Genomic DNA, 24806 nt, shown 5'->3' on the forward strand with positions numbered 1-24806 from the left:
CGCGCCACCGGCTCCCCGGTCCCGCACGGGGCCCACGCGCCGCGGCGCCGAGCCGTCGCGCTGTCCGTCAGTCCGTCAACGCCTTTCGGAGCACGTCTTGTACTTCACCGACCGCGGTATCGAGGAGTTGGAGAACCGGCGCGGCGAGGAGGAGGTGTCGCTGGCCTGGCTCTCGGAGCGGCTGCGCGAGTTCGTCGACCTCAACCCCGACTTCGAGATCCCGGTGGAGCGGCTGGCGACCTGGCTGGCCCGGCTCGACGACGAGGACGACGAGTAGCCGGGAGGAGGCGGGGTTTTCTTCGGCACGATATATCGCGGTGACAAAACTCGCGATATATTGTGTGCTGCCATCGCCAGCGACCGAAGGAGGTCAGGCCATGTCGGCACGGCATGAATGGTCTGTCGAAGAACCCTGGACCCTGACTCTCGAGGAGTCCGTCGACGCGGTACGGATCCGAGTGATCGACGGGGCGGTCAACGTCGTCGGCGCCAGGCCCACACTCCGGCACGGGTGGAGATCTCCGAACTGTCCGGACCACCACTGCTGGTGAGCCTTGAGGACGGCACACTGTCCATCGGGTACCGGGACGTGCCCTGGCAGAACTTCCTGCGCTGGATCGACGGGAAGAGCTGGAACGGCCGGGCGGCGGTCACCGTCGCGGTACCGGCCGGAGCCCGGGTCGAGGTCGGGGTCGTCGGTGCCTGCGCCGTCGTCTCCGGGATCACCGGCGGCACGGACCTGCGCAGTGTCTCCGGAGACAGCACGCTCGTCGGCCTGGACGGCGGAGTCCGGGCCGACACCGTGTCCGGACTCATCGAGGCCCAGGCGGTGACCGGCGACCTGTCCTTCAAGTCGGTCTCCGGCGACCTCACACTCCTCGACGGTTCGGGTTCGCGGGTGCGCGCCGACTCGGTCACCGGTGACATGGTGCTCGACCTGGCGCCCTCCGACGGGAACACGAACCTCAGCCTCACCACGGTCTCGGGGGAGGTGGCGCTGCGACTGCCCGCCGGAACCCACGCCCGGGTGGAGGCCAACGTGACCCGGGGGCCGCTCTCCAACGACTTCGACGAGTTGCGCATCACCGAGCAGTGGGGCGCCAAACGGATCAGCGGAACCCTCGGCACGGGGGGCGGCCTGGTGAAGGCCACCACCGTTTCCGGCGCTCTGGCCCTGCTGCGCCGCCCGGCGCCCGAGGACATCGACGAGCCCGGAGGCGGAGTCCGCTCACCACAGGAGGGTCCGCCCGGTCCGGGCGACACACCGGCCCCGCCGACGACCCCCCGGGAGGCCGACGCCCACCCCGCCCCGACGGATCGAGAGGTGCTCTGAGATGGCTCCCGTCTTCGGCCACGGCCGGCTACGCCTGTACCTGCTCAAGCTGCTCGACGAAGCCCCGCGCCACGGATACGAGGTGATCCGCCTGCTGGAGGAGCGGTTCCAGGGCCTGTACGCCCCCTCGGCCGGCACGGTCTATCCGCGGCTGGCGAAGCTGGAGAGCGAGGGGCTGGTCACCCACACCACGGAGGGCGGCCGCAAGATCTACTCCCTCACCGACGCCGGCCACAGCGAACTCACCGAGCGGCAGGACGAGCTGGCAGAACTGGAGCTGGAGATCGGCGAGTCGGTCTCCGAGCTGGCGGCCGAGATCCGGGCGGACGTCCACGGCTCGGCGAACGACCTGCGCCGGGAGATGCGCGCCGCGGTACTGGCGGCGCGCGCCGGAACCCGGAGGTCCGCGCGGTCGGAGCGGACCGGGCGCGGGACCGGCGCACCGCTGGGCGAGAAGGAGGCCTGGCGGGAGGCGAAGGAGGAGCTGCGCCGGGCGAAGGACCGGTGGCGGGAACAGGCCCGCAGGGCGACCGAGGAGAGCCGGCGGGCCCAGCAGGACGCCGAGCGGGCCCGCAGTCAGGCCAAGGCGGCTCAGCAGCAGGCGCGCGAGCAGGTGCTCAGGGTCGCCCGGCGGCTCCAGGAGCAGACCCAGGAACACGTCCGGGCCGGTGACTGGCAGAACGCGGTACGCGCCGGACTCGCCGAGCTCAGCCAGGAGATGCGGAAGTTCTCCGCCGAGGGGGGAGTCTTCGGCGAGGCCGAGGGTGCTGACGAGCCGTCGGCGGCCCGGCAGCCGTCGGACGGCGAGCGGTGGTCCCAGGGCGGCGAGAGCAGCGGGGTGCCGCTCACCAAGACGCCCCTCCCGGAGTGGGCGGAGGAGAGCGGCGCAGCGTCCGAGGACCCGGTGCGCGACCTCGAGAGGCTGCTGGACCGTTTCCGGGACGACATCCGGGACATCGCCCGGGACCGCGGAGTCTCCGAGGAGCAACTGCGGGAGGCACGCGGCCACCTGGCGGCGGCTGCCGCCCGGGTCGAGGCGCTGCTGCGGACGCCGGAACCCTGAGGGGCCGCCCCGACGGGCCGCCCCGTCCACTCCGCCGCGGCACCGGCTCTCCTCCGCGCCGGTGCCGCGGCGGGCGGTGCTGAGGACCGGCCGCGACTCAGGGTGGGCGGACAGTCGGGGTGGGCGGAAGCGGTTCCCGGCCACCGGGGTGTCTTCCTCGGGGCCGCCAGGCCAGGTGCCCTGTCCCCGCCGTCAGACGACCCGCCGGGCCAGCACCTGTCCCGGCCACGAACCGAACAGGAAACGGTCGGTGCGGGTGAAACCGTTGCGCTCGTAGAACGCGACCAGTTCACCCCCGCCGCCCGCCCAGCAGTCGACCCGCAGCAACTCCGGGCCGGCGCGCCGGGTTTCGTCGGCGGCGTGGGCCAGCAGCGCTGCCCCGATGCCCAGACCGGCGTGCCGCCGGTCGGAGACCAGCAGCCGGACGAAGCGCTCGGGCTCCCCGGCCGGCGCGATCGGCATCTTCGGGTCGGGCCCGGAGCCCAGCACCATGGCTGCGACCGGCCCTCCGTGCAACTCCGCTATGTACGGGGTGAGTTCGGTCGTGTACCGCTCGATCCGCGCCACCCCACCAGGCTTCTGTGAGAGCGGTGTGGTGCCCCACTGCTCGGTGTTGCCGCGGGCGTTCATCCAGACCACCGCGGAGTCGAGCATCCGCAGAATGGCCGGTGCGTCGGCCAGGCTGCCTGGTCTGATCCGTATGCCGTCCGTGGTGTCGTTCACGGAGGAAGCTTAGGCGGTGCCCGGCGATCGCGCCGGGCACCGCTGGGTCCCGTCGTCCGCCTTGGAGGCTGTTGTCCACCCCCGGTACGGAGCAGCCTCACCGACGCGACGGGCGGCCGGCTCCCACCCGCCTCCCCGGGGCTGCCCTCAGGGCGTGGCCTGAGGGCAGTCGTACCGGTTGTCCGGACCCCACTTCTTCATCTCCACCCCGCTGTCCAGGGCTCCGCACTCGAGGGCCACCTCAGCGCCCTTGCTGGTGTGGCGGAGGATCAACAGCCGTTTGTTCTCCGGCACCTCGCCGTTGCGGCCGAAGACGAGCGCCCCGGTGGCACCCCGGACCCCCGCCTCGCCGCCGACCCCGTTCACCAGGGCCGTCTGGACGGTGCCGCGGCCGAAACCGGCCTTCCCGGCGCTCTGCCGGGCCGTGTTGACGGCCTTGGCCAGCACTTGGAGCGCGTCCCAGGCCAGCGGGGCCCGCCCGTCGTCGCTCCACGGGTCGGCTCCGTACGCGTCCGCGTAGTCGTCCCTGAACACCTCACCGCGGACGTTCGGCGGATAGCTCCTGGGCAGGGCGTGCGCCGCGTAGTAGAGCCGCACACCGGGATGGCGTTCACCGGGTCGCTGTTCGTCGACGACGGAGTTGGTCAGGTCGTCGCCGCCCAGGACGCTGACCCGGCCATTGCAGGCCGTGCCGCCGTCGAACTCGCTGAGGAAGGCCCCGAACTCGTTAGAGCGCGAAGCCCAGTACACGACGGTGCGCGGCTCCTCCTTGAGCCGTTCGCACACCTTCTCGGCCATCTCGGAGAGGTTCTGTACCCATTCGATGTCGCTCCTCCCCTGGGCCGAGTGCTCACTGCGCCCCTCTCCCGGGGAGTACCAGAGCGTGTGGGCGGCGGGGAAACCCTCGACGAACCTCTCGCTCAGGTTGGCGCTGTAGGTGTCGTCCGGGTTCGCGATCACCACCGCCTTCTTCGCCGGTGAGCAGAGGCCGGGCCGGGTCTCCACGATGTTGCCGTGCCGAGAGAACTCGGAGGCGATCCGGGCCTCGCGGCCGTTGTCCGGGGCCACCTGCCGGTACATCGAATGCCGGAGCATCTCCTCCGCGGTCGCGACCGTACCGATCATGGGCAGTCCGTGGTCGCCGAGGATGTCCCTGGCGCGCATGGTGTCCTCGCGGCTCTGGCCCAGGCCCACCACGCCCATGATCTGGCCGCCCGCTTCGCCCTCCGGCCCGTCCGGTTCCTCGTCGACTTCAGCCACGATCTTCCGGGCGACCGCGGGCGCCTCCGAGAACCGGTCCCCCGCGTCCTCCAGGCGCACCCGCAGCCACACCTTGTGTGCCTCGTCCTTGGCGGCCTCCCGGTTGAGGGAGGCCTGGGCGAGGGCGATGCCCCGCAGTTCCGGAATGGCCCCGCTGTACATGGCCTCCTTCCAGGAGCCGGCCCTCACCGGGACCCCCAGGTAGATCACCGTGCGCAGGACCACACCGGGCCGTTTGGCCGCCTCGACCGCCTCGTCGTTCTGCCGCTCGATCCGCCGGCGGATCTCCTTGTAGACGTCCTTGGGGTCCCGGTCCGCGGGCACCTCGCCCGAGGTCGGAGCGGTCGTGGTGCCACCGAGGCACTCGGTGGTGTGGCGCTCCCGCGCCCGGTTCACCCCGTACACCCCCGAGCCCGCCAGGAGCGCGAGGACCACCGCCGTCCACAGGGCCGCTTCGAGGCGCGGAGCGGCGTCGGAGTGGGTCCGGCGCGGCTGGATCTCCGGGTAGCGGTTGAGCCAGCGCGCGGCGCCCGGGTCCGGTGCGTGCGGGTGCACGCCGACGTGGACCACCCGACCGCCGCCCCGGCCCGAGGTGCCGACCCACGACTTGAGCGTCCCCGCGGCGTCGACGAAGCTCTCCGCCTCCTCGTTCTCCGAACGGACCGCGGCCACGAGCAGGACGCCGGTGCTGCCGGTCTGCTCGACGGCGGCCGGAAAGCGGTCCAGGAGGCGCGAGGTCCACTCCGGGTACGCCCCGATCTGCGGCAGGACCAGGGCGAACCGGCTGCCGCGACGCCGACCCCATGGAGAGAGCCGGGGTCTCTTGAACGCCGCTTCCAGATCGCTGAGCAGCGCGCGCAGTAGCACGTCGGTGGTCCTGTCGTACCGCTCGGCGCGCTCGGCCCCGGACTCGTCGCCGGCGGCTCCGGCCTCCGGCGGCTCCCCGGTGACGGTGTCCGCCGAGGAGGCCTCCGGCCCGCTCCCGGTGCGCCGGGCCGCGCCGTCCTCCGGTGCCTGGGCGCTGTCCGACAGCCGTCGGGCGTGTTCGAAGAAGCCCATGCCGCCCTGGAGATGGGCCCACTGCCGGTACCAGCTCCCCTTCCGCGTCATCCGGCGCTCCTGCAGTCGCCCGTAGAGCCAACGCGGGAGGACGTTGAACAGCGGCTGCCGCAGCCAGTACCAGACCAGGCCGGCCAACCCGTCCGGTGGCTGGTCGCCGCCGCTGATCACACCGAGCGCCTTGAGCAGGTTGGAGTCCTTGCGGCGCTCGGCGTAGCAGCGGTCCCGCAGCTCCCGCGCCTGTACCGAGACCTGACGCTCCATTAGGTCGGTCTCGACGACGCTGCACATCAGGCTGTACTGCGGCAGCCGGAGTCTGCCGAAGCCCCCGGGCCGGTTGCGCCGCAGCTCCTCCTCCAGCTTCCCGAAGAGGTCCCCGACGCACTCCCGGCGGGGACCGGACGGCGCGCCGGCCACCTGGGCGTACGGAATGCGCGCCCGCCCCCCCGACCCGGAAGCGGGAACACAGCCCGTCCGCGATCTCCTCGGCCTCCCGGCCGGCCGCCATCTGGTCGAGCAGGATCATCGGAGACGGCCCTCGTTCCCGGGCCGGCAGGACGAGCAACTGCTCCAACTGATCGATCAGTAACTCGATCTTGGGTAACGGTGGGATGAACGAAGGCATGCTGGCTCCCCCTGGCGATCGGTCGGCCGCCCCGGAGCCGGCCGACACCCCGCCTCAGCTGAACACGTGGGACCGTCTCGCGACTCCTGCGCGTCGGCCCCTCATTCCCTGAGAGGCCGTACCGTAATCCCGGACGGGTGCCCGGCGACAGCCGCAACGCCCGCCCCGTCGCCGGAACGGCTGGGTCCGCGGCGAGTTCGGCTCTCCCCCGGCCTTTCGCCACACCGCCTCCGCAGGGTGTGCGCGGGGCCGCCGGAAGTGACGGGGCAGTGCTCGACGCCCGATCCCACCACCCGGCGCCCGTGGTCCGGGCCACGGGCCCCGCAGTTCAGACGGTGAAGACCGCCTTGCCGAAGAGTTCCCCGCCGGCCATCTTCGCGAACCCTTCTCGAGCCCGTTCCAGCGGCAGGGTCGAGTCGATGACGGGACGAAGGCCGGTGTGGGCGCAGAAGTCGAGCAGATCCGCCAACTCGTTCCTGCTGCCCATCGTGGAGCCGACCACCTTCAGCTCCAGGAAGAAGATCCGGTTGAGTTCGGTGGTCTTCGGGTTCGGACCGCTGGTGGCGCCGGAGATGACCAAGGTGCCCCCGGGCTTCAGCGATCTGACCGAATGCGACCAGGTGGCGGCTCCGACCGTCTCCAGTACCGCGTCCACTCGCTGCGGCAGCCGTGCACCGGGCTCGAACGCCTCGACGGCCCCCAACTCCACGGCCCTCGCCCGCTTGGCCGCGTCGCGGCTGGTGGCGTACACCCGCAGACCGGCCGCACTGCCCAGGGCGATGGCGGCCGTGGCCACCCCACCGCCCGCTCCCTGGACCAGGACCGCTTCCCCGGGCCGTACCCCGGCGTTGGTGAACAGCATCCGGTAGGCCGTCAGCCAGGCGGTGGGCAGGCAGGCCGCCTCCTCGAAGCTCAGCTCCGCCGGCTTCGGCAGCAGGTTCCATTCCGGCACGGCGACCCGCTCGGCGAAGGTGCCCTGGTAGCGCTCGGTGAGGATGGAGCGCGGCTCCTTGGGGCCGACCCCGTGACCGCTCAGCCCGATCACCGGGTAGACGACGACCTCGTTGCCGGCTTCGTCGATGCCCGCGGCGTCGCAGCCGAGGATCATCGGGAGCGACTCCTCGCCGATGCCCACCCCGCGAAGCGACCAGAGGTCGTGGTGGTTGAGCGAGGCGGCCTTCACCCGCACGGTCGTCCAGCCCGGGGGGACCTTCGGCTCGGGCCGTTCACCGAGCTTCAGGCCGTCGAGCGGTTCGTCACGGTCGATACGTGCGGCATAGGCAGCGAACATGCCCTGACTCTAAGGGTTGTCCCGTGATCCCTGGTGCACCGCGTCTGACGCCGTGCGGTGCACCAGGGATCACGGGACAACCCTTGGGACGCCTCCGCGGGAGGCGGAACCACGCCGGGCACTGACACTCCCGCACCGCTCCGGCCGGCCCACCGGCCGTCGGGTCCGGGGAGCCGCCCGGACAGAGCGCTGGGGCTCAGTCGGCCAGCAGGTGTTCCCTGCCGAACATGGCGGCGGCGGCCCGCGCGCTCGGCGTGCCCGCGTCGAGGTCCGCGCCCGCTTCGCGGAGCACGGCCACGACCTCGTCCGCGCCCTTGAACAGCGCACCGGCGATGGGCGCCTGGTCGCGCGCGTTACGCCGGTCCGGGTCCGCGCCGCGGTCCAGTAGGGCGCGCACCGTCCCGGCGTGGCCGTGGTAGGCCGCGAGCATCAGCAGTGTGTTGTCGGCCGGGTCGGCCACGTCGACCGGCAGTCCGTGGTCGATGAACTCCACCAGTTGCCCGGTGTCGCCCTCCCGCGCGAGGTCCATGGCGATCGCCACGACACGCTCGGTCTGTTCGGGAGTCAGTCCGTTCTCGCCCATGGTCACTTTCTCCTGGTCGTTCTGCGGGCACGGTCCGGCCCCGGTGCGGCGCACGTGGCCGTGCGCCGCACCGGGGCCGGGTTCACCGGGCGGCCCCTGGGGCTCCGCGGGCGGCGGAGGCTCAGAGGTTGCCGGCCGCCAGCGCCTCGATCGCCTTGCGGACGCCCTCGCCGTAGGCGGGGTCGGCCTGGGTGCAGTTGGCGATGTGCCGCTCGATGGTCGCTTCCGAGGCACCGTTGATCGCCCGCGCGGTGTTCTCGAAGAGCACCTGCTGCTGCTCGGGCGACATGTTCCGGAACAGGATGCCGGGCTGCTCGAAGTAGTTGTCGTCGTCCTCGCGGAAGTTGAACCGGTCGGCGACGGCTCCGATGGCCTGGATCGGCTCCCGGTAAGCGGGCTGCTCCTGCCAGCGGCCGTAGGAGTTCGGCTCGATGCCCGGCGTGGCGCCCTGGTTGCCGTCCACCCGCATGGCACCATCACGGTGGTACGAGTTGACCGGGTTCTTCGGTGCGTTGACCGGGATCTGGTGGTGGTTCACACCCAGGCGGTAGCGCTGGGCGTCACCGTAGGAGAACAGTCGGCCCTGGAGCATCTTGTCGGGCGAGTAGCCGATGCCCGGCACCACGTTGGCCGGGGTGAAGGCGGCCTGCTCCACGTCGGCGAAGTAGTTGTCCGGGTTGCGGTTCAGCTCCCACTCGCCGACCTCGATCAGCGGGTAGTCCTTCTTCGACCACACCTTGGTGAGGTCGAAGGGGTGGTAGCGGTAGTTGTCGGCGTCGGCCTCCGGCATGATCTGGACGTAGAGCTTCCACTTCGGGAAGTCGCCGCGCTCGATCGCGTCGAAGAGGTCACGCTGGTGGGACTCGCGGTCCTTGCCGACCAGGGCCTCGGCCTCGGCGTCGGTGAGGTTCTTGATCCCCTGCTGGGTGCGGTGGTGGAACTTCACCCAGAACCGCTCGCCCTCGGCGTTGACCAGGCTGTAGGTGTGCGAGCCGAAGCCGTGCATGTGGCGGTACGAGGCCGGGATGCCGCGGTCCGACATCACGATGGTGACCTGGTGCAGCGCCTCGGGGAGGTTGGTCCAGAAGTCCCAGTTGTTCTCGGCGTTGCGCATGTTGGTGCGCGGGTCGCGCTTCACCGCGTGGTTGAGGTCGGGGAACTTCAGCGGGTCGCGGAAGAAGAACACCGGGGTGTTGTTGCCGACGAGGTCCCAGTTGCCCTCGTCGGTGTAGAACTTCACCGCGAAGCCGCGGATGTCCCGCTCGGCGTCGGCCGCACCGCGCTCACCGGCGACGGTGGAGAACCGGACGAACAGCTCCGTCTTCTTGCCGATCTCGGAGAAGATCTTCGCGCTGGTGTACTGGGTGATGTCGTTGGTCACCGTGAAGGTGCCGTACGCGCCCGAGCCCTTGGCGTGCATCCGACGCTCCGGGATGACCTCGCGGTCGAAGTGGGCGAGCTTCTCCAGAAACCACACGTCCTGCAGGAGCATCGGCCCCCGGGCACCTGCGGTCAGGGAGTTCTGGTTGTCGGCGACCGGCGCGCCGGCGGCGGTGGTCAACGGCTTCTGGTTGTTCTCAGGCAAGACTCGCTCCTCTTCGGATCGTTCGTCGAGTGCTCACGCGTCGCGTGCAAGGCAGTCCGGGCAGCTTCCCCAGTAGGTCACCTCGGCCTCGTCGAGTACGAACCCTCGCGAGTCCTGGACATCGAGGCACGGGGCGCTTCCCACCGCACAGGCGACATCGGCGATGGCGCCGCAGTTGCGGCAGACCACGTGGTGGTGGTTGTCGCCCACACGGGTCTCGAACCGGGCGGGCGAGCCCGCCGGTTCGATACGGCGGACCAAGCCCGCTTCGGTGAGCACCCGCAGGACGTCGTAGACGGCCTGGGTCGACACCGAACCCAGTTCGCGGCGGACTGCCGTCGCGATGGTGTCGGTGTCCGAGTGGGGGTTACCCGCGACCATCGTCAGCACGGCGACCCTCGGGCGGGTCACCCGGAGAGCTGCTCCCCGCAGTAGGGCGACGGCGTCGATGGTTGGCATGCCAGGAGCCAACCAGCTTTTCTGGAACTAGTCAAGTAAAGGCCTCGTCGGCCCCGCGCACACCCGACCCGACGCGCCGGCCCACGAGCCGCCGTGCGCCCCGAGCCCGTACGACCCCCGATGAGAGTGCCCGACCAGGGGAGACGGCCAGCGCACACCCCACCACCCTCCGAGGCCGGCCGGCGAGCCGTGCCCGGCCGGAGGGAGCGCGTACGCCCGGACCGGTGCTCGCCGAACGGCCGGAGGTCCTCGCAGCGGAGCCGCCAGGACCTCCGGCCGGAGCGGCGAGCACCCGCGAGCCACCAAGATCCGGGACGCCGCACGGATCCGGACGGCGCGCCTCAGCGGCGGGCGACGCCCTCGGCCCGGGCGGCGGCCGCGACGGCGGTGGTGACGGCCGGAGCCACCCGCTCGTCGAACGGCGAGGGGATCACGCAGTCGGCCTTCAACTCGTCGGCGACGACCGCCGCGAGCGCCTCGGCGGCGGCCAGCTTCATGCCCTCGGTGATCTGGGAGGCGCGCACCTGCATCGCGCCCGCGAAGATGCCGGGGAAGGCGAGGACGTTGTTGATCTGGTTCGGGTAGTCGCTGCGACCGGTGGCGACCACGGCCGCGTGGCGGCGCGCGACGTCGGGATGGATCTCCGGGTTCGGGTTGGCCATCGCGAAGATCATCGCGTTCTCGGCCATCTTGCTGACGGCCGTTTCCGGGACCGTCCCTCCGGAGACCCCGATGAAGACGTCCGCCCCGTCCAGCGCCTCCTCCAGCGAGCCGGAGATCCCGGCCTGGTTGGTGAAGCCGGCGAGCTGCCGCTTGACCTCGGTGAGGTCCTCCCGCTCCGGCACCACGACCCCCTTTCGGTCGCAGACGGCCACATCGCCGATACCGGCCTCGACCAGGATCTTGGCGATGGCCACGCCGGCGGCCCCGGCACCAGAGATGACGGCGCGCAGCTGACCCAGCGCGCGCCCGGTGAGCTTCGCCGCGTTGCGGAGCGCGGCGAGGGTGACGACCGCGGTGCCGTGCTGGTCGTCGTGGAAGACCGGGATGTCCAGCCGCTCCTTGAGCTTCCGCTCGATCTCGAAGCAGCGGGGCGCGGAGATGTCCTCCAGGTTGACGCCGCCGAACGAGGGCGCGAGCCGGACGACGGTCTCCACGATCTCGTCGGCGTCCCGGCAGTCCAGCGCGATCGGCACCGCTTCCACGCCGCCGAACTGCTTGAAGAGGATGGCCTTGCCCTCCATCACCGGGAGGGAGGCCTCCGGACCGATGTCGCCGAGCCCGAGCACCGCGCTACCGTCGGTCACCACGGCCACCACCCCGGACTTCCAGGTGTAGTCGTGGACGAGTTCCGGCTGGTCCGCGATGGCGCTGCAGACCGTCGCCACCCCCGGTGTGTAGGCGAGCGAGAGATCGTCCCGGTCACGCAGGGGCACGGTGGCCTGCACGGCCATCTTGCCACCGCGGTGGAGCTCGAAGGCGGGGTCGGAGAACGCTTCCTCTGGGCCCCGCTCCCCGGCTCCGCCGGCGCTGTCACTTCCGCTGTCGTTGCGAGGATTCTCGATCTCCGCTGACACTTTCAACCCCTTGGTCTGTTTCGGCTGTGAGGGTAACCGCCCCGGATCACGGAGCGGACGGGCGTCTCGCCCGCGGCGGTGCCCAGCGGATGGCGGGCCGACGGCCCTGAGCCGGGCCGCACCGTGTGGAATCGCGGACGTCGGGCGCGCCGCACCGCGCGCCCTTATCAAGCTCCAAGCCCCGGGTGAGGGGTAAGGGTCTTTTCTACCGGACGAGCCGCCTCGAACACGAGCCGACCCCGCCCTTCCAGCCCACCGGCACCGTGTCGCGGGGGCTCCGCGCCGCCGGCCCGGGAACTTTCGGAAGCAGGCATTCCCGACATCGGGCGCACCCCATTCGATCAAACCAGGCCGGAAGACGGCCGGTTGTAGTCGCCTACCGTATCGGCGGGGATCTCCCGTTATCTGATTTTGACATGACCAGCGCTCTGCCCGTACCGGTCCGGATGGCAAGATGCCCTTCGTCACACAAGGTCACGTCAGTGACGGAACCGACCCTTCACCCAGTCCCCCGTCCACTCGCAGCAGGAGGCCCCCATGACCGCACGTTCAACTCGCAGCTCGGCACCAGCCGGATCCCGGATGGCCGCCGCCGCTGCGATCGCGGTCGCCGGTGCGCTGCTCCTCACCGGCTGCGGCGACCAGACCGAGAGCGCCAAGAACGACGGCAAGGCCGCGGGCTCCGAGGCTCCGCTCCACGACAAACTGCCGAAGAAGATCCAGGACGCGGGCGTCATCAAGGTCGGCACCAACGCCGAGTACGCCCCCATGGAGTTCGAGGAGAACGGCAAGATCGTCGGTGTCGACCCGGACATCGCCGCCGCCCTCGGCGAGAAGCTCGGGGTGGAGTTCCGGTTCACCAGCGCCTCCTTCGACAGCCTGATCGCCTCCCTCAACTCCGGTCGCTACGACGCCGTCATGTCCTCGGTCACGGACAACAAGCAGCGGCAGGAGGGACTCGACGAGAAGGGCAAGAAGCTGGGCGACGGCGTCGACTTCGTCGACTACTTCATCGCCGGCACGGCCGTCTACGTGCAGAAGGGCAACCCGAAGGGCATCGAGTCCATCGAGGACCTGTGCGGCCAGACGGCCTCCGTCCAGCGCGGCACCACCTACGAGCGGGCCCTCGTCAAGCAGTCGGCCGCCTGCGTCAAGGACGGCGAGAAGAAGATCAACATCGAGGCGTTCGAGCAGGACACCGAGGCCCAGACCCGGGTCAAGGTCGGCGGCGCCGTGGCCGGCGTGAACGACTACCCGGTCGCTCTGGAGCTCGCCCGGAAGGCCGACGGCGGCAAGACCTACGAGGTGGTGGGCGAGCAGACCGAGGCCGGCCCCTTCGGTATCGCCCTCAACAAGGACAACGCCGAGCTCCGCGACGCCCTCAAGGCCGCGGTGGACGCGATCATCGAGGACGGCACCTACGCCAAGATCCTGGAGAAGTGGGGCGCCACCAGCGGTGCGATCGACAAGGCCGCGATCAACAGCGGCAAGTGATCCGGACGGCCCGGTGAAAGGCGCCAATCTTGACTGACAAGCTCCACAAGTCGCCGGAATGCACGGCGAGCGGCGGAACGGAGGTGCCGCGCTTCGAGGCAGACGGCAGCATCGCACCGCCGCCGGAAGCCATCCGCGCCATACCGGTGCGCCACTACGGCCGCTGGATCAGCGGCGTACTGGTCGTCGCGCTGCTGGCGACCCTCGCCTACGCCTTCTCCCAGGGCGACATCCGCTGGTCCGCGGTGTCGGGGAAACTCCTCGACGACACGGTGCTCGCGGGCGCCGGCCGCACCCTGCTCATCACGGTGCTCGCCATGGTGCTCGGGGTGCTGCTCGGGGTGGTCGTCGCCGTGATGCGGCTCTCCACCAACCCGGTCACCAGCAGCGTCGGCTGGCTGTACATCTGGGTCTTCCGCGGTACCCCGGTCTACGTGCAGTTGCTTCTCTGGTTCAACCTCGCCCTGATCTTCCCCGTCCTGAACATCCCGTACGTCTACAAGGACGAGATGACCGACGTCATGACGCCGTTCATGTGCGCGCTGCTGGGGCTCGGCCTCAACGAGGGCGCCTACATGTCGGAGATCGTGCGGGCCGGCATCCAGTCGGTGGACGAGGGGCAGACGGAGGCCGCCAACGCCCTCGGTATGACCCGGGCCAAGACCATGCGCCGGGTGGTGCTCCCGCAGGCGCTGCGGGTGATCATCCCGCCGACCGGCAACGAGTTCATCAACATGCTCAAGACCTCGGCGCTGGTGTACGCGGTGACCTACAACGAGCTGCTGCGCTCCACCTCGATCATCGGTTCCACCTCGTACGCGGTGATGGAGATGCTCTTCGTCGCCTCCATCTGGTACATCGTGATGACCAGCGTCTTCAGCATCGGCCAGTACTACCTGGAGCGGCGCTTCGCCCGTGGCTCGCTGCGGCAGCTGCCGCCCACCCCCTGGCAGAAGGTCAAGGCCAACCTGCGCTCGATGAGCGTCCGGAGCGGAAGGGCGGGGATCGGCGCATGACCGCCATGGTGAAGGCCGAGGGAGTCCACAAGTCCTTCGGCGCGGCACACGTGCTCAAGGGCATCGACCTGGAGGTGGCTCCGGGCGAGGTGTTCTGCCTGATCGGGCCGTCCGGCTCCGGCAAGTCCACCTTCCTCCGCTGCATCAACCACCTGGAGAAGATCAACGCCGGCCGGCTGTACGTCGACGGGGAATTGGTCGGCTACCGCCAGCGGGGCGACAAGCTGTACGAGCTCAGGGACAGCGAAGTCGCCCAGCAGCGCCGGGACATCGGCATGGTCTTCCAACGCTTCAACCTCTTCCCGCACATGACCGCGGTGGAGAACGTCATGGAGGCGCCGATCCAGGTCAAGCGGATGACGAAGGCGCTCGCCCGGGAGCAGGCGGAGCAGTTGCTGCACCGGGTCGGCCTGGTGGACAAGGCGAACAACTACCCCGCCCAGCTCTCCGGCGGCCAACAGCAGCGGGTCGCCATCGCGCGGGCCCTCGCCATGGAGCCGAAGCTGATGCTCTTCGACGAGCCGACCTCGGCGCTCGACCCGGAGTTGGTGGGCGAGGTCCTGGACGTCATGCGGGGACTGGCCGAGGAGGGCATGACGATGATCGTCGTCACCCACGAGATGGGGTTCGCCCGCGAGGTCGGCGACTCCGTCGTCTTCATGGACGACGGGGTGGCGGTCGAGTCCGGCCATCCGCGCGAGGTGCTGACGGCGCCGAAGCACGAGCGGACCAAGGCGTTCCTCTCGAAGGTGCTCTGAGCAAACGGGTTCTCCCGGTGGGGCGGTGCGGACGGTGGTCCGCACCGCCCCACCGTGCTTCTCCGGGGCGCCGCTGTACAGCCGGAAAGGCAACGAGCAGCCTCCGACACGCGAAAGATCGTTGAAGTAAATCAGCACAGATCAGCAAAAGCTGAGACAGGAAGAGGCTCGGCTGGCAGAATTTACCGCCTTACGCGGCTGAACGGGGGCAGGGCGTTGGAGCGTCTGGGGGCAGCGGATCCGGGGCAGGTAGGGCCGTACGCGTTACTCGGCAGGCTCGGGGACGACGAGACGGGCTCGGTGTACGCGGGCCGGTCCCCCACGGGAGCGACCGTCGCCATCGAGATGGTGCGGGCCGACCTGGCCGGGGAGCCCGGTTTCCGGGGGCGGTTCAGTGCCGCCGCTACGGCGGGGCGCGCGGCGGCCGGGGCTCACCTCGCCCCGGTGGTGGACGCGGATCCGGACGGCCCCGCCCCCTGGGTAGCCACCGCGCTGCCTCCCGGGCTGACGCTCGACCAGGCCGTCTCCGCACACGGCGCCTTACCCGAGCCGACCCTGCGGAGGCTTGCCCAGGGGATCGCGGAGGCTCTGGCCGTGCTGCACGCGGCGGGATCGGCGCATGGCGCGCTCCGACCCGCGAACGTGCTCCTGGCCCGGGAGCGGCCTTACCTGGTCGGGTGGGTGACTCCCCGGGAGGGGGCCCCGGCGGACGACATGGCCTCTCTCGGCGCGGCACTGGTGTTCGCGGCGTCCGGGCGTGAGCCGTCGGGCCCGGTCCCCGGGGATGAGGACGTGGCGGCCCTGCCCCCGTCGCTTCGGGACGCCATCGGCAGCTGCCTGGCCGCCGATCCGCAAGCCCGACCAGCGGCCCGGGAGTTGCTCGACCAGCTGGACCGACCCGACACGCCGCTCCCCGCCGGCGGCTGGCTGCCGCCGCCGCTCGCGGACGAGGTGGCGGAGGCCTCCGGCCGGGGCGGGACGGCTCCCACCACCGTCCCGCCCCGGCCGAACCATCCCCCGGCACCGCCTTCGACGGCTGCCGGGGGAGCCGGGATCAGCCGGAGGAAGATGCTCATCGGCGCGGCAGGCGGCGCGGTCGCCCTCGGCGGCATCACCGCGGCTGTGATCGCCCTGTCCGGCGGCTCCTCGTCGCCCGGGCCGGTGTCGGCGCCGTCGTCTTCCTCCGGCGGGTCCCCCGTCCCCTCGGGCCCGCCCCCGGCGTCCTCGTCGCCGTCCCCGTCCGAACCACCCCGGATCACCCTCTCCGCCGAGGACGCGACCCCGGCATGGTCGGTCACCGTGGACGCGGTCCCGACGGAGGTGGTCGCCTCCGACGAGGTGCTCGCGCTCTTCTCCGAGAAGTCGACGACCTTCCTCGACTCCGCCGGCAAGCCTGTGTTCCGCCCGTTGAAAGTCCATGCCGGCAGCAGCAGCGGCCTGTACCGCGGGATGGCGTTCGCGGACGCCGAGTTCTACATCGTCGGCCTGACTCGGGAGGGTGAACAGTCACTGGGAGCGGTCGACAGCGCCACGGGGAAGACGAAGTGGGTGGTGTCCCTGGAGGGGAGAGGTCTGCACGTCCCGGCCTATGTGGCAGTCGGCGGCGACAGCGTCTACGTGTGCGGCACCTATTTCCTCGCCTCGGAGTCGATGGAGTCGAGGACCGGATACATCTGGGCCTTCGACACCGCGACGGGCCGGGAGCGGTGGCGGCTCAAGGGAGCCGACCTGACCAACGTGCTCGTTCCCCCGTCGGGCGACTACCTGCTGGCCGGTTCCGCGAAGATGAGCGAGAAGTCTAGCCACCTCCGGGTGATCGAGACCGGTGGCAGGGGCACCCGGGGATGGAAGAAGTCCGTCCCGGCCGCCCGCTACGACCAGGTGGGCCAGCCGCTGACCAGCTATGCCGACGGGTTGTTCGTCTTCGGACGGGAGAAGATCCTCGCCGTGGACCGGGCTACCGGCGAGGAGAAGTGGCATCTGGCGGCGGAGGAGCAACCTGACGTCCGGTTCGGGACTCCGGTACCCAGTACCGACGGCAAGACGGTCTACATCCCCGTGGGACAGGACCTCGTCGCCCTGGACGCCGCGGACGGCGGCGTGAAATGGATGGCGGTGCTCCCGGAGCACGTCCTCTTCGAGGCCAGCCTGGGCCTCAGCCTGAACGGCCCGGGCGCCTGGTGCTCCGCCGACACCGTCTTCGCCACCGACACCACCAAGACCCTGTGGGCCGTCGACGCCGCGACCGGCGAGGCCCGATGGAAGTACACCGACCCGGGGCAGCCGGACACCGGGTTCAAGTGGTGCGTCGGCGGTGACCGGGTCTGGATCTCCTCGAACCTGACCGTGACCGCGATCGCCGCCCACGGATAGCCGGACCACCGGCCCTCGTCCCCGGAGCCGAACGGAACCGACGAACCCACAGGGGGAAGCACATGGACCCGAGCCTGGACGTGGCCGCGCTGGCGTCCACCGCCGCCGAACGGCTGATCGAGCTGCTGACCACGGACGGCTGGGCCGCGGCCAGGGCCGCCGTGGTGTCGCTGTGGCGACGAGGACACCCTGAGCGCGTCGAGGCCGAACTCACCGAGGCCCGCGGTGAACTGCTCCGGGCCGGGGAGTCGGACGGCGGGCCGGAACTCCGGGCGCTGCTGGTCAGCGAGTGGCAGGCCCGGCTCGCCCGGCTGCTGGCCACCCACCCCGACCTCGTCGACGAGACGCGCGAAATGGTCGGCGGACTCCCGCACCACGGAGGCTCCGCGGCGGGGCAGACGGTCGGCTCCCTGCACCAGGAGGCACACGTCACCGACGGCAACGCCTATCTGGCCGGGCGCGACATCTCGGTCACCAAGGGCGGGGAATGAGCCCAGAGGACACCACCTCCGAGAACCAGGCCTCGCAGCCCCGTCCGGCGGTTCACCAGGAAACCCACGTGAGCCGCGGGGACGCCTACGTCGCCGCCGGGGATATGACGATCCGCTACGAGGACGGGACGCGTCGCGCGGTCGGCCCGGTGAGCGACATACCGTGCCCGTACCCGGGGCTGGAGCCGTTCAGGGCGGGGCAGGAGCGGTGGTTCCACGGCCGGGACCAGGTGGTCCAGCTCGTGTGCGAGCGCTTGGACGCCCGGGTGCGCCGGGGCGGCCCGCTCGTGGTGATCGGACCGTCGGGGGCGGGGAAGTCCTCGCTGCTGGCCGCTGGGGTGCTGCCTGCCCTGGCGGAAGGCAGAGTCCCCGCCGAGGGCTCGCGCTACTGGCCCCGGCTCCTCCTGACGCCCACGGCGAACCCCGCCGAGGCGCTGGCCGAGGCCGCCGGCCTCGCGGAGGTACCGGGGACGGCAGCGGCCTGGCGCGCCGATGCCGAGCGCTGCGTCGCCGATCTCCATCGGCTGGCGGTCGGGGACGGCGGCACCACGGAGGATGCCGGGAGTCGACCACCGGGGCTGGTGGTGGTGGTCGACCAGTTCGAGGAACTGTTCACTCTCTGCACCGACAAGTCCGAACGGGATTGGTTCGTCGCACTGCTGGACGGGCTCGCCCGGCCAGCCGTCCCCCGGAGGGAGAAGCCCGCGGTCCTCGTGGTGCTCGGAGTCAGGGCGGACTTCTACGCGGCGTGCGTGGACCATCCGCAGCTGCGGGAGGCCCTCCGGGCCGACCCCGTGCTGCTGGATCCGATGACCGAGACCGAGCTCAGACAGGCCATCCGCCTTCCGGCCCAGGACGTGGGGCTGCGGATCGAGGACGGCCTGATCGAGTTGCTGCTCGCCGACCTCGGCTCCACCGGACCGGCCGGCGGCCGGGCCACCGCCACGCACGCGGGCCGGCTGCCCTTGCTCGCACACGCCCTGCGGGCCACCTACGGGGCGCGCAGTGGCCGTCTCCTGACCGTGGACGGCTACCGCGCCACCGGCGGGATCCAGAAGGCCATCGCCAAGACGGCGCAGAACCTCTTCCAGAGGCTGCCCGCGGACGCTCCGCAGGTGGCCCGGTCGGTGTTCCTCCGGCTGGTCGTCGTGGGCCGCGACGCCGACGACGCCCGCCGCCACGTGCCCTACGGCGAACTGCTCCGCGCTTCGCCGAGGCCCGACCTCGCCGCGGAGGTCGTCAAGGAGTTCACCGAAGGCAGGCTCCTCACCCTCGACCGGGACTCGGTGTCCATCACCCACGAGGCGCTGATGCACGCCTGGCCCCAGTTGCGCCGGTGGATCGAACAGGACCGGGCGGGCCACCTGGTCCGCCAGGACCTGGAGGGCGCCGCGACCGCCTGGGACCGGGCGAACCGGGATCCGGCCATGCTGCACCGCGGCAACCGCCTGGAAGCGGCCCGGGATTGGGCCTCGGGGCGCGATCACGAGGTCTCCGCCGTCATGAGGGCGTTCCTCGACGCCTCCGATCGGCAGGAACAGCGGGGGCGGGTACGGCGCCGCGCCGCGGTGGCCGTTCTGACGGCGCTGACGCTCATCGCGTCGGTGGCGGCCGGCTTCGCGTTCCGGCAGGACGCCCGCGCCCGGGCATCGGCCACCGAGGCGCTGCGGGAGCGTGACGAGGCGATCACCGCACGGGTCACCTCGGAGGCCCTGCGGCTGGCGCCCTCCGATCCGTCCCTGGCGGCACAGCTCAGCCTTGTCGCCTACCGCATGGCGCCGGACGACGACACGGCCTCGCGCCTGCTGAGCAAGCAGAACACACCGCTCGCCGTCAGACTGCCCGGTACGCGGGCCTCGATCCACACCGTGGCTTACGGCCCCGACGGGAAGACGCTGGCGACCGGGACCGTGTCCGGGAACACCGTGCGGTTGTGGGACGTGCGGGACCGGGCCAGGCCACGCACCCTGGTGTCCCGACTGCCCTTGGAGGGCAGCGTGGACTCCGTGCTGTCGGTGGCGTTCAGTCCGGACGGGCACACCCTGGCCGTGGCCGGGCACACCGGCGACCACACCGGGGACGGCTGGGCAGGGGGCGGCTTCCTCGACCTGTGGAGCGTGGCGGACCCGGAGCATCCCTCCGCGCTGGGCAGGCTGACCAGTACCGATCTCGCCTCCGTCACCTCAGTGGCGTTCAGCCCCGACGGCGACACCCTGGCGGCGGCGGTCTACGGCGAGATCAGCCTGTGGAAGGTGACCCGTCCCGCTGCCGCCGCCCCGCTGGGGAAGGTGCCGGGCGCCTCGGGCGCGATCAGCTCCGTGGCGTTCTCCGGGGACGGGCGCACGCTGGCCGCCGGAGGGGAGGCCGGCGTACGGCTCTGGAACGTCTCCCGGCCCGACACCCCCGCCTCACTCGGCAAGCCGCTGAGCGGCACCGACCGCAAGGTGACCTCGGTGGCTTTCAGCCCCGACGGCCGGAGCCTCGCCGCGGGCAGCGCCGACAACACCGTCCACCGCTGGAACCTGGCCGATCCGAAACACCCTTCCTCGCTGGGAGCGCCCCTGACCGGCCCCACGAACAGCGTGACCTCGGTGGCCTTCAGCCCCGACGGCCGGAGCCTCGCCGCGGGCAGCGCCGACAACACCGTCCACCGCTGGAACCTGGCCGATCCGAAACACCCCTACCCGCTCGGTGCGCCGCTGGCCGGCCCCAGCAGCGCTGTGATGTCCCTGGCGTTCAGCCCCGACGGGCGCCGGCTGGCCGCCGGCAACGCCGACGGGGCCGTTGACCTGTGGAGCCTGCCCGCGACCGTGTTGACCGGAGCCGGTGGCAATGTCGCGTCGGTGGCGTTCGCCCCGAACGGGCGCACCCTTGCCGCGGCCAACCAGAACGGCACGGTCAGCTTGTGGAACACCGCCGACCGCAACCGCCCGGCACCGCTCGGAGAGCTCCTGAGCGGCCCCGGCGGCCCGGCCCTCTCGGTGCGGTTCAGCCCCGACGGACGCACCCTCGCCGCAGGCGGCAGCGACGGCACGGTGCGTCTGTGGAACACGGCCGACCCCCGCCGCCCGGCCTCCCTCGGGCCGGTCCTGACCGGGGCTGGGGGACCGGTCCACTCGTTGGTGTTCAGTCCCGACGGTCGCACGCTCGCCGCCGCCGGTGACGATCCCTCCGGCACGGTCCAGCTGTGGGACGTGACCGACCCGAGCGCCCCCGAGGCTGTCGTCTCCGGAGTCGGCGGCGCCACGCGGTCCGTATGGTCCCTGGCGTTCGCCGCCGACAGCCGGACGGTGGCCATCGGCGGTGACGTGAGCAGCCGCGAGGTCGGCGTGTGGCGGATGGTCGACGGCTGGCTCGTCCGCCTCGGCCAGCCGCTGGCCAAGCCTGCCGGCACGGTCGCCACGGTGGCGTTCAGCCCCGACGGGCGCACCCTGGCCGTCGGCAACAGCGGTGGCAGCGTGGACCTGTGGAACATGACCGACCCGCACCGCCCCGAGCGGCGGGGCAAGGCCCTGGCGCCGTCCAGCGGCCCCGTCGACTCGGTGGCGTTCAGTCCGGACGGTCGCACGCTCGCGGTCGGTGGTCTCAGCGGCGGTGGCGTGGTGAGCCGGTGGGACGTGTCCGACCCGGACCATCCCGCCTCCCTCGGCCAGCCGCTGACCATGACCACCGGCCCGGTCCACACCGTGACCTTCGCTCCGGACGGCCACGCCCTCGCCGTCACGAGCGACGACGGCGTGGTCGGTGTGTGGAGCCTGGCCGTGGACGACGTGGCCCGGCGGATCTGCGCGGGCAGCGCGGGCGCTCTCGGTCCCGAGCAGTGGAGCCGCTTCATCCCTCAGCTGCCGTACGACCCGCCGTGCCCGGACTCGGCCGGCAGCGGCGCGGACAGCCCTCCGGCGCGGTGAGCCCCCCGGAGGGCTTCGGTGGCGCGGTGCCGGGGGTGTTGGGTGGCTGCGCGGGGTGAGGGGAACCGGGGGCGGGTCCTGCGTGAGTGGGGGTGGTTGGCTGGGGGCTGGGGCGGGGCTCCGCTGCCGACCGTCCCGATCCGGCGGAAAACGTAATACCTTCGAGGGGGGATCGGCCGTTACCGGCCGGCAGGGGACCGTCTCGTTAAGGACTGAAGTGGAACTGGCCCATTACGCGGACTACGCCGTACGACTGATCAACACCGAGGAACCCGCGCGGGGAGGGGACCGGCTGACCTCGGTGGAGGCCGTCCGGGCGCTCTTCGGGCCCGCCGCCCAGGCCGCGCGGCGTGCCACGGACGCCGACGTGACCAGGCTGCGGGGGGTGCGGGCCCGGCTGCGGGCGGTCTTCGAGGCGGCGGACGAGGGTGACGAGGTCCGGGCGGTGGACCTGCTCAACGCCCTGCTCATGGAGTTCCCGGTCAGCCCGCAGATCTCCGGGCACCAGACCCGGGACGCGGACGGCAGGCCGGACTGGCACATGCACATCGCCGACCACCCGGCGAACGCCACCGCCGGCTACGCCGCGACCGCCTGCATGGGACTGGCCTACCAGCTCACCGAACTCGGGCCGGACCGGCTCGGCGTCTGCGAGGCCGCTCCCTGCCGCAACGTCTACCTCGACACCTCGACCAACCGGTCCCGCCGGTACTGCTCGGACCGCTGCGCGACCCGGGCCAACGTCGCCGCCTACCGTGCCCGCAAGCGCCTGGAACGCACCGGGCAGACCGCCGACAAGGCCCAGGCCAGCAGCGCCGGCAGCGAACGCTGAGCTCGGAGCCCGGTGGGCGGGCGCAGTCTCAGCCGGGCCCGGGCGAGCACCATCTCCTCGGGGACGGCACCGAACTCCCGGCTGTCGCTCTCGGCGTAGGGGTTGTCGCCCAGCACCCACCAGCCGCCGTCCCGGCGCTCCACGGCACGTTTGACGATCAGTAGGTCCTGCTGCATGGGATGGCGGAGAACCACCACATCGCCGGGCCGCACCGGCGCCCCGTAACGCACGAGGAGCCGGTCCCCCGGACGGAGGGTGGGCACCATCGACGGGCCGACCACCTCGGCCAACCCGTACGGGACCACGGCGGCCGACGGCGCGTCAGGGTCCGGATCGGGCCCGGGGCCCTGACCACTCGCGAATCTGGGCCAGTGGCCCGCTCTCGGCATCCCGTCCTCCGGTCCGTTGCTCCACCAGTAGCAGCCTGCCACCGGACTTTTGTCGTAAGCCCCACGGGGCGCTCGCCAAATCGGTGTCCCCACGGAGTAATGTCCCACCTGAGAAGACGATCACGAGGAAGGACAGCTCATGCTCTCCCGCCTGTTCGCCCCCAAAGTGAAGGTCAGTGCGCACTGCGACCTGCCCTGCGGTGTCTACGACCCGGCCCAGGCCCGGATCGAGGCCGAGTCGGTCAAGGCCATCCAGGAGAAGTACCAGGCCAACGAGGACGCGGACTACCGCACCCGGGCCATCGTCATCAAGGAGCAGCGCGCGGAGCTCGTCAAGCACCACGTCTCGGTGCTCTGGAGCGACTACTTCAAGCCGCCGCACTTCGAGAAGTACCCGCAGCTGCACGAGCTGATCAACGAGACCCTGAAGGCCGCGAGCGCCGCCAAGGGCTCGGAGGACCCGGCCACCGGACAGAAGCTGCTGGATCTGATCGCCGAGGTCGACAAGATCTTCTGGGAGACCAAGAAGGGGTGACCCTCTTCCGCAGCGACTGACCTGTGGTTCCTACTCCACGGTGTCCGACGGTCCGCACCCGGCCCGCGGGGCTCCCTCAACCGGAGTCCTGACGGACCGGGTGCTGCCGTCTTCCGGGGGCCGCAGTTGTGCCAACGCCGCAGCCGCCTCTCCCCTACCCCTACCCCCCGTTCCGCGCACCCGTCGCCATGCCACCAGGACCTCGCACCTGGAGGGGCCGGTCCGCTGCCTGGGCTCACTCCGGACAAGACCGGTCAGGACGGCCACCACTGACCGGGGGGGCGTCATCGCTCCTCGTCGTCCGCACCTGAGTCGCCGCTCAGGCGTTTCAGCAGAGCCGCGAGCATGAGCACCAGAGCCTGGCCGAACGCGAACGCCAGGGCCGCCAGGAACGATCCGACCGGCCACGCCGCACCAACGGGAAGGGTCGTGCCGATGACCACGGCCGCGCCGAAGCCGAGAGCCACGGAGAGCATGTCGAGCGCCGTGCCGAGCAGGATGACCTCCAGGGGCGCTGCCCCCGGTTGGCGGCGAAACCCTCGAGTGGCCGCGGCCTGGAGCAGCGTGAACGCCGCGGCAGCACCCATCGCGAAGCCGAAAATGTCGACGAGTGACGGTGTCCCTGCCAGTTGGTTGAGCACGCCGAAGGAGGACGTGATCGTGATCGAGAATCCGAACGCCGCGCTGTTGTCGATGACAGCGGTCTGGAGGCCCACACGGGCGCTGCGCCTGGTGTGGGACTCTTCGATGTCCTGAGCCGGGCCCATGAGCCCACAGTAAGCTCAGCGCCCCGAGATGCCGCGGATTCGCTCGGTCCCGGCTGCAAGCCGTGTCTTCCGGGGCGGCACCGGTTCGGTGGAGTCGAGCGAGGGCGGGGGGACCCGCCGGCAGCTGCGGAGAAGGAACCACTCCGCGGCGGCCGGGCGACTTCCCCGGCTCAGGTGACCGGGGGCGGTCTTCTGCTCCGGCACGAGGAACCGAGGACCTCCTCAATCCACGAATTGCAAAATTTTGCAATTCGAGAGATTGTGGAGAGGACCCTGTCCGGGATGTCGAGGAGGCTCCGAACCCCATGCCGGTTCCGCTGTACCAGGCCAAGGCCGATTTCTTCCGGATGCTCGGGCATCCGGTGCGCATCCGGGTTCTGGAGCTGCTGCAGAACGGGCCGATGCCGGTACGGGACCTGCTGGCCACGATCGAGGTGGAGCCCTCGGCGCTCTCGCAGCAGCTGGCGGTGCTCCGTCGGTCGGGCATCGTCACCTCCCGCCGGGAGGGATCGACCGTCACTTACGAACTCGCGGGCGGGGACGTCGCGGAGTTGATGCGAGCCGCGCGGCGGATCCTGACCGAGATGCTGGCCGGGCAGAACCAGTTGCTGACCGAGCTTCGAGAAGAGGAGGTAACCAAGCGGTGACGAGGCTGCCCGTTCGCTTCTGGGGCCGGGTGCGCGGC

At 71.3% G+C, this 24806-nt stretch carries 20 protein-coding genes and 1 pseudogene; 12 read left to right on the forward strand and 9 right to left on the reverse strand.

The features are described 5' to 3' along the window. Positions 1-97: 97 nt before the first annotated feature. From BGP73_RS16285 to BGP73_RS16295, 3 genes and pseudogenes are all read left to right on the forward strand, one after another. The gene (locus BGP73_RS16285; protein WP_069815528.1) at positions 98-277 is read left to right on the forward strand and encodes a DUF6104 family protein; all 180 of its coding nucleotides are present in this window, start codon (positions 98-100) and stop codon (positions 275-277) included. A 100-nt stretch (positions 278-377) separates the two neighbouring features. Continuing rightward, positions 378-1333 (forward strand): annotated as a pseudogene (locus BGP73_RS16290) (DUF4097 family beta strand repeat-containing protein). Position 1334: 1 nt separating this feature from the next. Beyond that, entirely contained in the window at positions 1335-2396 is a 1062-nt protein-coding gene (locus BGP73_RS16295) for a PadR family transcriptional regulator (RefSeq protein WP_069815530.1), read from the forward strand. Between the two features lie 192 nt (positions 2397-2588). Here BGP73_RS16295 and BGP73_RS16300 read toward each other — a convergent pair whose 3' ends face one another. The 7 genes from BGP73_RS16300 to BGP73_RS16330 all read right to left on the reverse strand — a co-directional run bounded on the left by BGP73_RS16300 (position 2589) and on the right by BGP73_RS16330 (position 11558). Continuing rightward, on the reverse strand, positions 2589-3119 hold the full coding sequence (locus BGP73_RS16300; protein WP_069815532.1) for a GNAT family N-acetyltransferase: 531 nt from the start codon (positions 3117-3119) through the stop codon (positions 2589-2591). A 147-nt stretch (positions 3120-3266) separates the two neighbouring features. After that, complete coding sequence (locus BGP73_RS16305; protein WP_069815534.1) at positions 3267-5855, reverse strand: hypothetical protein; 2589 nt, start codon at positions 5853-5855, stop codon at positions 3267-3269. A 536-nt stretch (positions 5856-6391) separates the two neighbouring features. Further along, entirely contained in the window at positions 6392-7354 is a 963-nt protein-coding gene (locus BGP73_RS16310; protein ID WP_069815535.1) for a zinc-binding dehydrogenase, read from the reverse strand. A 196-nt stretch (positions 7355-7550) separates the two neighbouring features. Beyond that, entirely contained in the window at positions 7551-7937 is a 387-nt protein-coding gene (locus BGP73_RS16315) for an ankyrin repeat domain-containing protein (RefSeq protein ID WP_069815537.1), read from the reverse strand. 121 nt (positions 7938-8058) lie between these two features. Next, positions 8059-9522, reverse strand: a complete 1464-nt coding sequence (locus BGP73_RS16320; RefSeq protein WP_069815538.1) for a catalase — start codon at positions 9520-9522, stop codon at positions 8059-8061. Positions 9523-9555: 33 nt separating this feature from the next. Next, positions 9556-9981, reverse strand: a complete 426-nt coding sequence (locus BGP73_RS16325; protein ID WP_069815540.1) for a Fur family transcriptional regulator — start codon at positions 9979-9981, stop codon at positions 9556-9558. A gap of 341 nt (positions 9982-10322) precedes the next feature. Beyond that, the gene (locus BGP73_RS16330) at positions 10323-11558 is read right to left on the reverse strand and encodes an NAD(P)-dependent malic enzyme (protein ID WP_069815542.1); all 1236 of its coding nucleotides are present in this window, start codon (positions 11556-11558) and stop codon (positions 10323-10325) included. A 537-nt stretch (positions 11559-12095) separates the two neighbouring features. Between BGP73_RS16330 and BGP73_RS16335 the strand changes: the two genes are divergently transcribed. The 7 genes from BGP73_RS16335 (at position 12096) to BGP73_RS16365 (ending at position 22430) form a co-directional block, all read left to right on the forward strand. Beyond that, positions 12096-13052 carry an ABC transporter substrate-binding protein gene (locus BGP73_RS16335; RefSeq protein ID WP_069815544.1) on the forward strand — a complete coding sequence of 319 codons (957 nt, stop codon included), beginning with the start codon at positions 12096-12098 and terminating at the stop codon, positions 13050-13052. Positions 13053-13135: 83 nt separating this feature from the next. Then, complete coding sequence (locus BGP73_RS16340) at positions 13136-14068, forward strand: amino acid ABC transporter permease (protein ID WP_069815546.1); 933 nt, start codon at positions 13136-13138, stop codon at positions 14066-14068. Next, positions 14065-14826 (forward strand): amino acid ABC transporter ATP-binding protein, encoded by a 762-nt coding sequence (locus BGP73_RS16345; protein WP_069815548.1) that lies wholly within the window; start codon positions 14065-14067, stop codon positions 14824-14826. Before BGP73_RS16340 ends, BGP73_RS16345 begins: the two co-directional genes overlap by 4 nt. Before the next feature lie 216 nt (positions 14827-15042). After that, positions 15043-17199, forward strand: a complete 2157-nt coding sequence (locus BGP73_RS16350; protein WP_069815549.1) for an outer membrane protein assembly factor BamB family protein — start codon at positions 15043-15045, stop codon at positions 17197-17199. A 62-nt stretch (positions 17200-17261) separates the two neighbouring features. Beyond that, complete coding sequence (locus BGP73_RS16355) at positions 17262-17690, forward strand: hypothetical protein (RefSeq protein ID WP_069815551.1); 429 nt, start codon at positions 17262-17264, stop codon at positions 17688-17690. Between the two features lie 68 nt (positions 17691-17758). After that, positions 17759-21598 (forward strand): nSTAND1 domain-containing NTPase, encoded by a 3840-nt coding sequence (locus tag BGP73_RS16360; RefSeq protein ID WP_069815554.1) that lies wholly within the window; start codon positions 17759-17761, stop codon positions 21596-21598. A gap of 217 nt (positions 21599-21815) precedes the next feature. Beyond that, the gene (locus BGP73_RS16365) at positions 21816-22430 is read left to right on the forward strand and encodes a CGNR zinc finger domain-containing protein (protein WP_069815556.1); all 615 of its coding nucleotides are present in this window, start codon (positions 21816-21818) and stop codon (positions 22428-22430) included. Here the strand turns inward: BGP73_RS16365 and sodX are convergent. Continuing rightward, positions 22349-22819, reverse strand: a complete 471-nt coding sequence (gene sodX, locus BGP73_RS22225) for a nickel-type superoxide dismutase maturation protease (protein ID WP_079127586.1) — start codon at positions 22817-22819, stop codon at positions 22349-22351. The two genes, BGP73_RS16365 and sodX, sit on opposite strands and share 82 nt — an antisense overlap. A 139-nt stretch (positions 22820-22958) precedes the next feature. On the opposite strand from sodX, the gene sodN reads away from it, so the two are divergent. Continuing rightward, on the forward strand, positions 22959-23354 hold the full coding sequence (gene sodN / locus BGP73_RS16370; protein WP_069815557.1) for a superoxide dismutase, Ni: 396 nt from the start codon (positions 22959-22961) through the stop codon (positions 23352-23354). Between the two features lie 284 nt (positions 23355-23638). Here the strand turns inward: sodN and BGP73_RS16375 are convergent, their stop codons facing one another. After that, positions 23639-24121 (reverse strand): hypothetical protein, encoded by a 483-nt coding sequence (locus BGP73_RS16375; protein ID WP_069815559.1) that lies wholly within the window; start codon positions 24119-24121, stop codon positions 23639-23641. A 305-nt stretch (positions 24122-24426) separates the two neighbouring features. Here BGP73_RS16375 and BGP73_RS16380 point away from each other — a divergent pair, with 305 nt between their 5' ends. Further along, positions 24427-24768 carry an ArsR/SmtB family transcription factor gene (locus BGP73_RS16380; RefSeq protein ID WP_069815561.1) on the forward strand — a complete coding sequence of 114 codons (342 nt, stop codon included), beginning with the start codon at positions 24427-24429 and terminating at the stop codon, positions 24766-24768. Positions 24769-24806: the final 38 nt, after the last annotated feature.

Origin of the sequence: Streptomyces sp. TP-A0874, assembly GCF_001748085.1 — a bacterium.
Taxonomy (GTDB): domain Bacteria; phylum Actinomycetota; class Actinomycetes; order Streptomycetales; family Streptomycetaceae; genus Streptomyces.

Bases quoted from the DNA above. Each gene is read 5' to 3' on its own strand.
- BGP73_RS16335 (WP_069815544.1), top strand. From the start codon at position 12,096: ATGACCGCACGTTCAACTCGCAGCTCGGCACCAGCCGGATCCCGGATG.
- BGP73_RS16310 (WP_069815535.1), bottom strand. From the start codon at position 7,354: ATGTTCGCTGCCTATGCCGCACGTATCGACCGTGACGAACCGCTCGAC.
- BGP73_RS16355 (WP_069815551.1), top strand. From the start codon at position 17,262: ATGGACCCGAGCCTGGACGTGGCCGCGCTGGCGTCCACCGCCGCCGAA.
- sodN (WP_069815557.1), top strand. From the start codon at position 22,959: ATGCTCTCCCGCCTGTTCGCCCCCAAAGTGAAGGTCAGTGCGCACTGC.
- BGP73_RS16325 (WP_069815540.1), bottom strand. From the start codon at position 9,981: ATGCCAACCATCGACGCCGTCGCCCTACTGCGGGGAGCAGCTCTCCGG.
- BGP73_RS16295 (WP_069815530.1), top strand. From the start codon at position 1,335: ATGGCTCCCGTCTTCGGCCACGGCCGGCTACGCCTGTACCTGCTCAAG.
- BGP73_RS16380 (WP_069815561.1), top strand. From the start codon at position 24,427: ATGCCGGTTCCGCTGTACCAGGCCAAGGCCGATTTCTTCCGGATGCTC.
- sodX (WP_079127586.1), bottom strand. From the start codon at position 22,819: ATGCCGAGAGCGGGCCACTGGCCCAGATTCGCGAGTGGTCAGGGCCCC.
- BGP73_RS16375 (WP_069815559.1), bottom strand. From the start codon at position 24,121: ATGGGCCCGGCTCAGGACATCGAAGAGTCCCACACCAGGCGCAGCGCC.
- BGP73_RS16345 (WP_069815548.1), top strand. From the start codon at position 14,065: ATGACCGCCATGGTGAAGGCCGAGGGAGTCCACAAGTCCTTCGGCGCG.
- BGP73_RS16315 (WP_069815537.1), bottom strand. From the start codon at position 7,937: ATGGGCGAGAACGGACTGACTCCCGAACAGACCGAGCGTGTCGTGGCG.